This window comes from Pseudomonas sp. IT-232MI5 (assembly GCF_949767845.1).
Classification (GTDB): Bacteria; Pseudomonadota; Gammaproteobacteria; order Pseudomonadales; family Pseudomonadaceae; genus Aquipseudomonas.
The window spans coordinates 25,846-38,783 of record NZ_CATKQE010000014.1; the positions used below are offsets into that span (position 1 = coordinate 25,846).

12 protein-coding genes are annotated in these 12,938 nt (G+C 59.9%); 7 read left to right on the forward strand and 5 right to left on the reverse strand.

Annotated elements, in window-relative coordinates; all coding sequences use genetic code 11:
- Both ACM6JQ_RS12950 and ACM6JQ_RS12955 read left to right on the forward strand, forming a co-directional pair.
- Positions 1-312, forward strand: a complete 312-nt coding sequence (locus ACM6JQ_RS12950; RefSeq protein WP_123376277.1) for a DUF962 domain-containing protein — start codon at positions 1-3, stop codon at positions 310-312.
- A gap of 14 nt (positions 313-326) precedes the next feature.
- Complete coding sequence (locus tag ACM6JQ_RS12955; protein WP_414893953.1) at positions 327-917, forward strand: HD domain-containing protein; 591 nt, start codon at positions 327-329, stop codon at positions 915-917.
- A gap of 117 nt (positions 918-1,034) precedes the next feature.
- Here the strand turns inward: ACM6JQ_RS12955 and ACM6JQ_RS12960 are convergent, their stop codons facing one another.
- Complete coding sequence (locus ACM6JQ_RS12960; protein ID WP_007919701.1) at positions 1,035-1,850, reverse strand: UDP-2,3-diacylglucosamine diphosphatase; 816 nt, start codon at positions 1,848-1,850, stop codon at positions 1,035-1,037.
- Between the two features lie 135 nt (positions 1,851-1,985).
- Between ACM6JQ_RS12960 and ACM6JQ_RS12965 the strand changes: the two genes are divergently transcribed.
- Positions 1,986-2,750, forward strand: coding sequence for an AraC family transcriptional regulator (locus ACM6JQ_RS12965; protein WP_095114451.1), 765 nt, complete (start codon positions 1,986-1,988; stop codon positions 2,748-2,750).
- A 283-nt stretch (positions 2,751-3,033) separates the two neighbouring features.
- Positions 3,034-3,927: a DMT family transporter gene (locus ACM6JQ_RS12970; protein WP_414893954.1), complete on the forward strand. Its 894-nt coding sequence runs from the start codon at positions 3,034-3,036 to the stop codon at positions 3,925-3,927.
- On the opposite strand, the gene ACM6JQ_RS12975 is transcribed toward ACM6JQ_RS12970, so the two are convergent.
- Complete coding sequence (locus tag ACM6JQ_RS12975; protein ID WP_095114447.1) at positions 3,921-4,208, reverse strand: SelT/SelW/SelH family protein; 288 nt, start codon at positions 4,206-4,208, stop codon at positions 3,921-3,923. The two genes, ACM6JQ_RS12970 and ACM6JQ_RS12975, sit on opposite strands and share 7 nt — an antisense overlap.
- A gap of 71 nt (positions 4,209-4,279) precedes the next feature.
- On the opposite strand from ACM6JQ_RS12975, the gene ACM6JQ_RS12980 reads away from it, so the two are divergent.
- Positions 4,280-6,481 carry a patatin-like phospholipase family protein gene (locus tag ACM6JQ_RS12980; RefSeq protein WP_007919709.1) on the forward strand — a complete coding sequence of 734 codons (2,202 nt, stop codon included), beginning with the start codon at positions 4,280-4,282 and terminating at the stop codon, positions 6,479-6,481.
- 124 nt (positions 6,482-6,605) lie between these two features.
- Here the strand turns inward: ACM6JQ_RS12980 and ACM6JQ_RS12985 are convergent, their stop codons facing one another.
- The 3 genes from ACM6JQ_RS12985 to recQ form a co-directional block, all read right to left on the reverse strand.
- The gene (locus ACM6JQ_RS12985) at positions 6,606-8,366 is read right to left on the reverse strand and encodes a FimV/HubP family polar landmark protein (protein ID WP_414893955.1); all 1,761 of its coding nucleotides are present in this window, start codon (positions 8,364-8,366) and stop codon (positions 6,606-6,608) included.
- Between the two features lie 127 nt (positions 8,367-8,493).
- Positions 8,494-8,928 carry a MarR family transcriptional regulator gene (locus ACM6JQ_RS12990; RefSeq protein ID WP_007919713.1) on the reverse strand — a complete coding sequence of 145 codons (435 nt, stop codon included), beginning with the start codon at positions 8,926-8,928 and terminating at the stop codon, positions 8,494-8,496.
- 414 nt (positions 8,929-9,342) lie between these two features.
- Positions 9,343-11,472: a DNA helicase RecQ gene (gene recQ, locus ACM6JQ_RS12995; RefSeq protein WP_123376281.1), complete on the reverse strand. Its 2,130-nt coding sequence runs from the start codon at positions 11,470-11,472 to the stop codon at positions 9,343-9,345.
- Positions 11,473-11,848: 376 nt separating this feature from the next.
- On the opposite strand from recQ, the gene ACM6JQ_RS13000 reads away from it, so the two are divergent.
- Positions 11,849-12,436: a YecA family protein gene (locus ACM6JQ_RS13000; RefSeq protein ID WP_016984205.1), complete on the forward strand. Its 588-nt coding sequence runs from the start codon at positions 11,849-11,851 to the stop codon at positions 12,434-12,436.
- A 10-nt stretch (positions 12,437-12,446) separates the two neighbouring features.
- Positions 12,447-12,842 carry a YbaN family protein gene (locus ACM6JQ_RS13005; protein ID WP_414893956.1) on the forward strand — a complete coding sequence of 132 codons (396 nt, stop codon included), beginning with the start codon at positions 12,447-12,449 and terminating at the stop codon, positions 12,840-12,842.
- The last annotated feature ends 96 nt before the right edge of the window (positions 12,843-12,938 follow it).

Consider the following 12,938-nt stretch of genomic DNA (forward strand, 5'->3'; position numbering starts at 1 on the left):
GTGGAAAACATCAAGCATTTCAACAGCTTCGCTGAGTTCTATCCGTACTACCTCAGCGAACACAGCAACAGCACCTGCCGGCGCCTGCATTTCATCGGCACCACGCTGGTGATTTTCATTCTGGCGATGACCCTCGCCAAGGGCGCCTGGCTTCTGCTATTGGCGGTGCCGCTGGCCGGTTACAGCTTCGCCTGGGTCGGGCACTTCTTCTTTGAAAAGAACCGGCCGGCGACTTTCCAGCATCCGCTGTACAGCCTGTTCGGCGACTTCGTCATGTACCGCGACATGATTCTGGGTCGCGTGGCGTTCTGAATGAGGGTCAGCCAATGAATGCCAATGCCCGCTTCACTCATATGAAGGACGGTACGCAGGAAGACTGGGCGATCATCGCCGCCGACTTCAGTGCCTACGCCAAGCGACTGCCTTCGCGAATCCTGACTCACCTGAAACTGCTCGAAGGCGACTTCGGTGGTTTCCCGGTGGATCGTCTGACTCACTCACTGCAAACCGCCACCCGCGCCTTTCGTGACGGGCGCGACGAGGAGTATGTGGTTTGCGCGTTGTTGCATGACATCGGCGACACCTTGGGTTCCTACAACCATCCGGACATTGCCGCAGCGATCCTCAAGCCGTTCGTCAGTGCCGAAAATTTGTGGATGGTCGAGAAGCACGGGGTGTTTCAGGGTTATTACTTTTTTCATCATTTGGGCATGGATCGGCATCTGCGCGAGCAGTTCGCCGGTCATCCGCAGTATCAAGCGACTGCCGAGTTCTGTGCCAAATACGATGCGGCGGCGTTTGATCCTGACTATGACACGCTGCCGTTGAGCTTCTTTGAGCCGATGATGGAACGGTTGTTTGCGCAGCCGAAGAACTCGATTTACAAAGCGGCAATGGAAGAACACAGCCCGGCCTGAGTGTCTTCGGGAACCGCTGCGCGGTTCATCGCGAGCAGGCTCACTCCTACAGTTGAAATGCGTACCCCTTGTAGGAGTGAGCCTGCTCGCGATGAGGCCCTCTAAAACACCCGAGAATCAGGCGAGTTCGGCGACTTTGGCCGCTTTCAGCTCCGCCTCCCGCGCCTGCGCGTCCGCCAGCCGATACAGCTCGATCGTGCCGTCCCAATGCTCGATCAGCGCCGTGCACGACTCCACCCAATCGCCGCAATTGAGGTAATCCACCTCCCCCACCTTGCGGATCTCGGCGTGGTGAATGTGCCCGCACACCACGCCATGCAACTCGCGCTTCACGCATTCATGGGCGATGGCTTCTTCAAAGTCGCTGATGAAACTCACCGCGGTTTTCACCTTGTGTTTCAGGTACGCCGACAGCGACCAGTAACCGTAGCCATAGCGCGCACGCCAATGGTTGAGCCAGCGATTGAGGGTCAGGGTGAATTCGTAGGCCGAGTCGCCGAGGAAGGCCAGCCAGCGGTGATAACGGGTGATCACATCGAACTGATCGCCGTGAATCACCAATAGATGCCGCCCGTCTGCGGTGACATGCACCGCCTCGTCGACCAGTTGGATATTGCCCAGTATCAGCTTCGAATACCGACGCAGGAATTCGTCGTGGTTGCCGGTGACGTAGATCACCTCGGTGCCGCGCTTGCTCATGGTCAGCAAACGCCGGATCACATTGGTATGCGCTTGCGGCCAGTACATGCCGCCGCGCAGTTTCCAGCCGTCAATGATGTCGCCGACCAAATAAATCTTGTCGGCATGGTAGCCCTTGAGAAATTGCGACAAGTGCTCGGCCTGGCAATCCCGCGTGCCCAAGTGCACGTCGGAGATCCACAGGGTGCGCACGCGTTGTTTGCGACTGGGTCTGGCGAGCTCGGCGCTGGTCATGGGCAACCCTCTGCGATGTTTTCGCCACTTTGCGCCTGCCCGGTTAATCGACCATGACAAGCGTGAGTCAGTCCTGTGACAACGCATCCGGTGTGCGCCGGTGTAGACTGGCGACCACTTCGGAGACAACCTGCCATGCGACCGATCCTCACCCTGCGTCAGTACACCCACGATTTGATCGTCCACAGCCACGACCACGCGCAATTGGTGTTCGGGCTGTCCGGTGCGCTGGATTTCGAGGTCGAGGGTTGTGGCAGTCAGGTGCGTCAGCAGAGTTTTGTAGTTATCCCTTCCGGCGCTCATCATGCCTGCGGCAGTCCCAATGGTAGCCGCTGTCTGGTACTGGATATCCCGGACGGCCAATGGCTGACGGATTCACTGGGCGAGCATGCCGACGCCAGCCATCGTCTGCTCGATCAACCGGCGCGCTTGTCGCTGGATTCGGGGCAAAGCCAGTTGGTCAGTTGGCTGGCGAACAGCCCGGTCAGCGATCCGTTGATCGCGCAACAAGGCGCGGTGTTGCTGCTGGCCAGCCTCAATCATGCGCAACCGACCGAAGTCGCCGCACGGCGCCTGCCCTATGCCGCGCTGGATGCGCACATCGAGCAATACGCCGCGTATCCGCTGCAAGTCGCCGATCTGGCACGGGTGGCAGGATTGTCCAGCGCGCGTCTGCATGCGCGTTTCATGGCCGAATGCGGGCAGACGCCGATGGATTACATCCGCAGCCGACGCCTGCATCTGGCCGTGCAAATGCTCCGCGACACAGCCCTGCCGATCGGCGAAGTTGCCAGTCGCGTCGGCTACAGCTCGCAAAGTGCTTTCTCGGCTGCTGTCCTACGTGAGTTCGGTGCATCACCCGGCCAGCTTCGGCGCGATTCCTGCGACAAAAGACGATAGCCTGCCGACAGACTTACTGAGCTCTACACGCTTAAATGTAGGAGCTGCCGAAGGCTGCGATCTTTGATCGTTCCCACGCTCCGCGTGGGAATGCAGCCCGTGACGCTCCGCGTCACTGGACGCAGAGCGTCCCTAGAGGCGTTACCACGCAGAGCGTGGGAACGATCAAAAGCAAGATCAAAAGATCGCAGCCTTCGGCAGTTCCTACAGTAAATGGTCATTCCCACGCTGCTGCGTGGGAACAATCAATAGTTGAGATTGTGTTTGAGATAGAAGGATTGCAATGACTCCGCGTACCGCCCTCGGCGCTCTGCATATCGGTGCTTTGATGTTTGGCCTGACGGGTGTGTTCGGCAAACTCGCTGCCGCCTCCCCCGCTGTGATCGTGTTCGGTCGCGCGGCTTTCGCCGTTGTCGCCTTGGCGTTCTTCGCCCGCTTCGCCAGCCAGAGCGGCTGGCAGAAACTTCAGGCCGTGGATTGGCGGCGTCTGGCCCTCAGCGGCGTGTTGCTGGCCGGGCACTGGGTGAGTTTCTTCCTGTCTGTGAAGATCGCTGGTGTCGCCATCGCGACGTTGGGTTTTGCCAGTTTCCCGGCCTTCACGGTGATTCTCGAAGGACTGATCTTTCGCGAACGCATCCGCGCCAATGAAATACTGCTGGTGGTGTTGGTCAGCATCGGCCTGATTCTGGTGACCCCGGCCTTCGATCTCGGCAGCGGCGCGACCATTGGCTTGCTCTGGTCGGTGCTTTCGGGGCTGCTGTTTTCCCTGCTGTCGCTGACCAACCGCGCCAGCTCCGGGCGGATTCCGGCGGTGCAAGCGGCGCTGTGCCAAAACGTCGTGGTCGCGCTGTGTCTACTACCAGTTGCAGCACCGCAACTGAGCGAAGTGCGCGCACTCGACTGGCTGTGGATTGCGCTGCTCGGGGTGTTCTGTACCGGCGTCGCACACAGCCTGTTTGTAGCCAGTCTGGCGGTGATCAAGGCGCGCACGGCAGCGGTGGTGTTTGCCATGGAGCCGGTCTACGGTATCACCGTCGCCTGGTTGCTGTTCAATGAAAACCCGACGCCGAAGATGTTGATCGGCGGCGCATTGATCATCGTCGCCATCGTTGTGTCGGCGCGGATGTCAGGCCATGCCGACAAGAAAGCTGTCGCCGCCGAGGCCGCGTCTCACTGAGTGCGGTCGTTGTGACCGAGGTCGCGGTCAGGATCGATCTGATCGCGAACTCGCTGCTTCAAGATTTTAGCCTCGGGAAAACCGCCGTCAGCCTTGCGTTCCCAGATCTGCACGCCGGCGCAGCTGATGTGAAACACCCCGCCGGTGCCGGGCACCAGGGACACTTTGCCGAGGTCGTCAGCAAAGGTGCTGAGCAGTTCCTGCGCCAGCCACGCGGCGCGCAGCAGCCACTGGCATTGGGTGCAATAGGTGATGACAACTTCTGCTTTTGCGACAGTCATGTTCGCTGAAACTCCTGAGACAGAGGGCGCCGCTATAATAGCCGGCTTTAACGCTTGCCCCGAGACTCACAATGCGCCGTCTGCTGTTCTGCCTGCTGCTTGGTTTCCTCCCTTTGTTCGCTCACGCCGGCGTCGATGCCAGTGACGCGACGCGACCGAAAGTCGGCCTCGTGCTGTCCGGCGGCGCGGCGCGCGGGCTGGCGCACATCGGCGTGCTTAAGGCGCTGGAGGAGCAAGGCATCAAGATCGATGCGATCGCCGGCACCAGCATGGGCGCGGTGGTTGGCGGGCTGTACGCCTCGGGTTACAAGATCGATGAGCTGGAAAAACTCGCGCTGAACATCGACTGGCAAGCCGCGCTGTCCGACGCGCCGCCGCGCGAAGATGTGCCGTTTCGGCGTAAACAGGATGACCGCGACTTTCTGGTCAAACAGAAACTCAGCTTTCGTGACGACGGCAGCCTTGGCTTGCCACTGGGTGTGATTCAGGGCCAAAACCTCTCGTTGCTGCTGGAAAGCCTGTTGGCCCACACCAGCGACACCCGGAATTTCGACAAACTGCCGATTCCGTTCCGCGCTGTCGCCACCGACATCTCCAACGGCGAAAAAGTGGTGTTCCGCAAAGGTCATCTGCCCCAGGTGATCCGCGCCAGCATGTCGATCCCGGCGGTGTTCGCCCCGGTCGAACTCGACGGCCGGCTGCTGGTGGACGGCGGCATGACCGACAACATCCCGCTGGATGTCGCGCGGGAAATGGGCGTCGACGTGGCCATCGTCGTCGACATCGGTACACCGCTGCGCAACCGCAAGCAACTGACCACCGTGGTCGATGTGTTGAACCAGTCGATCACCCTGATGACCCGCAGTAACTCCGAAGAACAACTGGCCGCGCTGAAATCCTCCGATGTGCTGATCCAGCCCGCGCTGGCAGCGTTCGGTGTCACTGATTTCGGCAAGGCTCAGGAGATGATCGATGCCGGTTATCGCGCCACGCGAATCCTCGATGCGCGCCTCGCCGTCCTCAAACCCAAAGAATCCCAGGACGCCGAACTCAACGCCGCACGTTCGCCGGGTCAACGCACACCAATCATCACGGGCATCCGCGTCGAGAACGACTCGAAAGTCGACGACGATGTGATCCGCTACTACATACGCCAGCACATTGGCGAGCCGCTGGATCTGGCCCGATTGCACTCGGACATGGGCACTTTGTACGGCCTCGACTACTTCGAACAAGTGCAGTACCGCGTGGTGCACAAGGGCGAGGATCACACACTGGTGATCAGCGCTCGGGGCAAGCGCAGCGGCACCGATTACTTGCGGGTCGGCCTCAATCTGTCGGACGACATGCGCGGCGACAGCGCCTTCAATCTCGGCGCCAGCTATCGCATCAACGGTATCAACCGCCTCGGCGCGGAATGGCTGACCCGCGCGCAGATTGGCGACAAACAAGAGCTGTACACCGAGTTCTATCAACCGCTGGACGTCGGCTCGCGTTACTTCGTCGCACCGTACGCCTCGTTCGAGGCGCAGAACGTTGAAGCGGTGCTCGACAACGATCCGATCGCGCAGTATCGCGTCGAGCGCTACGGTTTCGGCCTCAACTTCGGCCGACAGATCGGCAACAACGGCGAAGTGCGTTTCGGTGTCGGCGAGGCGTGGGGCAAGGCCGATGTGCGGATTGGCGATCAGGATCTGCCGAGTGAAAACTTCAACGAAGGCTTCTACGCGCTGAAGTATTCCTACGATTCGCTGGATAACGTCTACTTCCCTCATGAAGGCAAAGACGTCAGTCTGACGCTGATGCAGTTCGAACCGGGCCTGGGTTCGGATACGCGCTACCGACAGTGGGAATTCAAACTCGACAAAGCCATGAGCCGTGGCCCGGATACGCTGATTCTCGGTGGTCGTTACGGGCGTACGCTGGACGATGCCAACGTGGTCACGTCAAGCTTCCTGCTTGGCGGTGCGCGGCAGTTGTCGGGGTTCAGAGAAGACGCGATTTCCGGGCAGAACGTCAGCCTGATGCGCGCGGTGTACTACCGCCGGCTGACGCCGCGCTCGTATCTGCCACTGGACTTCCCGCTGTATGCCGGCGCCTCGCTGGAGCGTGGACGGGCGTGGAACAACGACAATGAGTTCGACAGCGGCTATATCAACGCGGCCAGCGTGTTCATCGGTTTTGACACGCCGCTGGGGCCGTTGAATTTCAGTTATGGGTTGAATGATGCGAATGAGCAGGCGGTTTATCTGAACCTTGGGCAGACCTTCTGATCAGGTCGCCTGACAATCCGCCTTCGCGAGCAGGCTCGCTCCCACAGGGGAACGCATTCCAATGCAGGAGTGAGCCTGCTCGCGAAGGCGGTATCAGCTCAACCGCAAAATCGGATCGGAGGCTTCAGCGAATTCCCGCCAGCAACGTCCGCGCCGTTTGCTTCAAAGGTTCATCGCCCTCTTTGAGCAATTCATTGAGCAACGCAATTGCACTGTCGATGTCACCGTCATCAATGCACGTCTGCGCCTGTTCGAGTTTGCCGGAGTTGGCGTCGTGTACCAGTTCCGGCTCCTGCAAATCCAACGGTTGCAACGCCAGTGACGGCTCGGCATCAGCAAACTCATTGAGAAAATCTTCATCCAGCGGCCCGGCTTCCGATTCAGGGATCCACTCGAGTTCGGCCTCTTCGCTGGGCTCGGGCAATTCAAAGTCCTGAGGCAGAACCTGCAGACCGGAGCCGAGCGCCGAGGTGTCTGCTGCAGGTTCAGCGGTGGTCGGGCGACTGTCTTCCAGATCCCAACTGGAATCCATCGACAGCTCGCCCAGATTCAGTTCGAAATCATCTTCAGGCGCCGGTTGGGCAGCGGCAATCGGGGCCGCTGCAACAATCGGCGGTACCACGGCCAACGGTGCTGCACCCACCAGTTTCGGGTGCCGCGCGCGAACATCCTGCAACGTCCGGGCATCCACACCCAGCTCATGCAAATGACTTTCCTGTTGTTCATACGCGGCGCTGTCACCCTGACGTCCCAGCACTTCTAGCAACTGCAAACCGATATCAGTGCGCGCAGGCTCCTTGTGCAAGGCGTCGCGCAACAGCCCGGCGGCTTCGCCCAATCGGCCATAAGCCAGATAGATCCCCACCGCCTCCAGCACATCACCAGCGGCGGGTTCTTCGCGGTGTTGGTCTGATGTGTGAATTCTGACCGACTCGGTGTTCTCGGCCTCCGCCGCCTCCGGCTCATTGCCTTGCGGCAACAGTGGCAGCGGCTCGGCAACCTGCCGCTGTTGTTGCCGTCGACGGTGCACAAACAACCCGGCCAATGCGCCCAGCAACAGCAACAGGCCGCCGAGCAATGACCAGTTCAAACTGTCATCGCTGGATTCGACCGGTGCAACGACTGGCGCAGGAGCAGGTGCCGGGGTCACCACAGTCGGGGGCGGCGATTTCTGCAACTCGACCAGACGTGTTTGCAAGTCACTGATCTGCTTCTTGCCGTCGGCAATCTGCACATCCTGTGTCTGCAGTTTTGCGTTCAATTCGTCGACGGTCTTCTGCAGTTGCTGATTCAGCAACACATTGGCGGCCAACTGCTCGGCCAGTGCATCGCTGGCAGGCGGGGGTGCTGGCACGGTATCGCGCTTGGCTTGAGGTGCCTGTGGCGCTGCCACGACAGGCTCGACAGTGGGAAACGCGGAGGATTGCGCACGTGGATCCGGCTCATCGGTGGCCGGCACGATACCCGGCGAACCCGGTGGATCAATCAACACGGTGTACTCACGCAGCAACCGGCCGTTGGGTTGATCGAGCTGCACGAGGAAATTCAGAAAGGGTTCGTTGACCGGTTTGCTGGACGTCACCCGGATCATCTGGCGATTGCCATGCAGGATCGGGATGAACTTGAGGTCGTTGAGGAAGAACACCCGCTCGACCCCTGCCTCGGCGAATTCATCCGCCGTGGCCAGGCGCGCGGCCAAATCGTTTTGCGTCAGCCCGCCGACATCGACCAAGGCAATGTCGGCCTTGAGCGGCTGATTGAGGCCTGAATGGACGGTGATATCACCCAGCCCCAAGGCCATCGACCAGGCCGAATAACTCAATACACCAGCGACCAGCAGCCATTTGGCGCCGCCGCGCAGTACCACGTGCCGACTTGCGAGCATGAGCATCCCTTAAATAAGCAAAACCGACTTCTATGCGTTCGTACATCCGGTACGAACACGATATTGCCCAGTAGTTCTTATAGTCGGCGCAGCGCGATCTCTCAAAGATACGGCACGTGGATGTGCCTCAAGATTTTTCCAGGTTGGCCAGAATGTGCCCGTGAACCCGCATGCACACCTTCAAATCCGCCTCGTCGACGCCTTCGAACAACTCATGACGCAACTGTGTGGCAATGGTTTCGATTTGCTCGATCAGCGGCAGGGCCGGTGCGCAGAGGACGATTTTTTTCGCCCGGCGGTCTTCCATTACAGACTGGCGTTGCACCAGGCCCTGGCTCTCCAGACTATCGAGCAAGCGCGCGAGGGTCGGCCCTTCGACGCCGACACTCTGCGCCAGCTCCCGCTGGGTCGGTGCTTCTTCAAAACGCGCCAGATGCAGCAGCACCAGCCAGCGCGCCTGGGACAACCCCAGCCCGGCGAGGCGTCGATCCAGTTCGGCACGCCAGCCACGGGACATCTGGGCCAGTTGCATGCCAAAGCGGTGTTGATCGGTTAACGGCATAAAACACTCACGGTTAGACTGAAAATAAAGAATTTCTAATTATTAGCCAGCTAAGCATGAGCTGCAGTTATAGGCAAGTGGCGGTCTGTACTGAATCGTTACATCTTCAAGCCCCTCACCCTAACCTCCCGAAACGTCGGACCGCCCGTAGGGAGAGGGGACTGAATGGGGATGCTTTAGATATTCAGCGACTTGGGACTGCTTTGCTGAATCCAGAATGGGACAGCCCTCACCCTAGCCCTCTCCCAGAGGGAGAGGGGACTGAATGGGGGATGCTCGGAATATTCAGCGACTTGAACGTGCTTTGGTGAGTCCATAATCGACTCGATTTTTCAGGTCGATGTTTAACGCAAGACGCCTCGGTCGGCCCCCTCTCCCTCTGGGAGAGGGCTGGGGTGAGGGTGCTCAGGCGAATTACATTTCGAATTCCGATTGCAGCGCAGCACGCACGCAATACAGCACGCCTTCCGGCACACGCCCGGCAAACAGCTCGGCCACCTCGGCGACCGACGGCAACTCGCCTTCTCCATCAAGGAACGCGTCCTGCACTTCGCCCATCAATTCTTCAGGCAAATCCAGCGCCTGTTCCAGCGACAACTGCTGCTTGCCGATCGCCTCGGCGAGCATGGTGTAGACGTTCTTCTCCGAGCACTGCAACTGACCGGCGATTTGCATCGGGGTCATGCCGGCGCGTGCCAGGGTGATCAGTTCGTGGCGCACGTCGGCCACCGCTTTCGGCGCCTCGACCTCGCCGCCGAGCACTTCGAGGAAGGCATCGCCATAGCGTTCCAGCTTGCGCGCGCCGACCCCGCTGACCCGGGCCATTTCCGCCAGCGAAGTCGGTTGGCTGCGGAGCATTTCCAGCAACGTCGAATCGGGGAAGATGACGTACGGTGGCACGCCATGTTCTTCGGCCAGTTTGCGCCGCAGTGCGCGCAGGGCTTCCCACTGTTCGCGCTCTTCGCCGCGCACCAGTTGGCTGGCCGGGCTCTTGCTGGCGGTTTTGGCGGTGACCTGCGGCTTGAGATCGCGGCGCAACTCCAGCGTGACTTCACCCTTGAGCAATGGCCGGCAACTGTCATTCAGACGCAGACCGCCATAACCTTCGTGATCGACATCCGCCAGACCGCGCGCGACCAATTGACGGAACAGCGAGCGCCACTCGCTCTCGCTCAGTGCCTTGCCGACGCCGTACACCGACAGATGCTGATGGCCAAAACTGCGGACTTTTTCGTTGTCCTTGCCCAGCAGCACGTCGACCAGATGACCGACGCCATAACGCTGGCCGGTGCGGAAAATCGCCGACAATGCCTGACGTGCGGGCTCGGTGGCATCCCAGGTCTGCACGCCATCGACGCAGTTGTCGCAATGCCCGCAAGGCTCGGGCATGTCTTCATCAAAGTACGCAAGCAGGGTCTGGCGACGGCAGCGGGTTTCTTCACACAGCGACAGCATCGCGTCGAGCTTGTGTTGCTCGAGACGCTTGTGCCGCTCGTCGCCTTCGGAGTTTTGCAGCATCTGCTTGAGCATCACCACGTCTTGCAGACCGTAGGCCATCCAAGCATCCGCCGGCAGGCCGTCACGGCCGCCGCGACCGGTTTCCTGGTAATACGCTTCAAGGGATTTCGGCAGATCGAGGTGCGCGACAAAACGTACGTTGGGCTTGTCGATGCCCATGCCGAACGCCACGGTGGCAACCATGATCAGGCCTTCCTCATTGAGGAAGCGCTTCTGGTTGAAGGCACGTAGCTCATTGGGCAAACCGGCGTGATACGGCAGCGCCGGGAAGCCCTGCTCGCTCAGGAACGCCGCGACTTCCTCGACTTTCTTGCGCGACAGGCAATAGACGATGCCGGCATCGCTGCGCCGCTCGGCGAGGAACGCCAGCAACTGCTTGCGCGGCTGCTCTTTGGGGACGATGCGGTAAAAAATGTTCGGGCGGTCGAAGCTCGACAGGAAGCGCTCGGCATTTTGCAGGTGCAGGCGGGTGACGATTTCTTCGCGGGTACGCTTGTCGGCAGTGGCCGTCAGGGCGATGCGCGGTACGTCAGGGAACATCTCGGCCAATTGGCCCAGTTGCAGGTATTCCGGACGGAAGTCGTGGCCCCACTGCGACACGCAGTGCGCTTCATCGATGGCGAACAACGCGATGTTCAGGCTCTGCAGGAATGAGAGCATGCGCGGCTGCACCAGACGCTCGGGCGCCAGATACAACATCTTCACTTCACCGCGCTTGATCCGCGCCGCGAGATCACGCTGCTGCTCGGCGCTCAAGGTGGAATTCAGCGCGGCGGCGGCCACGCCCAGCTCTTCGAGTGTGGCAACCTGATCGTCCATCAGTGCGATCAGCGGCGATACCACCACCGCCAGGCCCTCGCGCAGCAGCGCCGGCACCTGGAAGCACAGCGACTTGCCGCCACCGGTAGGCATCAGTACCAGCGCATCACCGCCACTGGCCACGCGCTCAATGATTGCACCCTGACGGCCACGGAAACTGTCGTAGCCGAAGATGTCCTTGAGGACGCGCTGAGCCTGTTCGAGCATAAAAACTCCAAAAATCTACCGATACATCCCTGCGCAGGCTGGTTCAGAACAGCCACGGCTGCTTAAACAAAACGTAAGAGCGCATTGCATGACAGCCGCAATGCGGCAGGGATCGCAAAACGCGGCAGTATACCCGAGCCCTTCCCTGCACAGGGCGACACCCGTCGATACAATCGCTGATACCTGTGTAGGTGCTGCCGAAGGCTGCGATCTTTTGATTTGCTTTTAATAAAGACAAGATCAAAAGATCGCAGCCTTCGGCAGCTCCTACAGGGTGTATGCAGGGTATGGCAGGTCAAATCTGCCATGCGGCTGGCTTGAGCGCGCAAGAAAGCCTAGAATTCCCGCATTGTTTATTCCCCAAGGTAGCCCCGTAATGTCCTTCGCTGAGCAACTGACCCGCCTGCAAGTCTTCCTCGACGCCGACGAGCTGCATGACGAGGCGCTGGATTACGTGGCCGCTCACGGCTACCTGACCGCGCTGTCTATCTGCGCCGAAGACGTACCGGAGCGTGAGTGGATCGACGCCCTGTTCGCTGAAGAGCCGCATTACAGCAGCGACGCCCAGCGCGAAGAGATCGAAGCCACCCTGATCGGCCTCAAGGCACACATCGCCCGTCAACTGGCTTCGGATGAAGAATTCGAACTGCCATGCGAACTGGATCTGGGCGACGAGCCGGACGATTCCGAACTGCGCGGCTGGTGCATCGGTTTCATGGAAGGCGTGTTCCTGCGTGAAGCGGCCTGGTTTGAAACCGCCGAAGAAGAAGTCAGCGAAATGTTGCTGCCGATCATGGTCGGTTCGGGCCTGTTCGACGAACAGCCAGAATTCGAAGACATCGCCAAGGACGCCAACCTGATGGACGACATGATCGTGCAAATTCCGGAAGCCCTGACCGCGCTGTACCTGCTGTGCCAGGCGCCCGACGAAAAACCGGCGATCCTCAAGCCACGTCACCACTAAGATCCGGCCTATGGACAATCCCATAGGCAACCGCCCCCTGATGTTGCGCTACTTCCTGCTGGCCGTCGGCTGGCTCAGCGTGGCATTGGGGGTGATCGGGATTTTCCTGCCCGTCCTGCCCACCACCCCTTTCCTTCTGCTCGCCGCGGCCTGTTTCGCGCGCAGCTCTGCGCGTTTCTATCAATGGCTGGTCGAGCATCCACGACTCGGGCCATGGATCCGCGATTACCTCGATGGCAACGGCATTCCGCTCAAGGGCAAGGTCTACGCGATCGGGCTGATGTGGGCGAGTATTCTGTTCTCGTGTTACCTGGTGCCATTGCCGTGGGCGCGGGGGTTCATGTTGACCAGTGCGGTGTTGGTGACGGTTTATATTGTGCGGCAGAAGACTTTGCGCAAACCTTGAGCCATACCGTTACTACCGTTGGTCTAAAACGTTAAAACACCTGTCAGATCTGACAGGTGCGCTTTTCCCGGTTTTATTCCCTAATCACTCCATCGC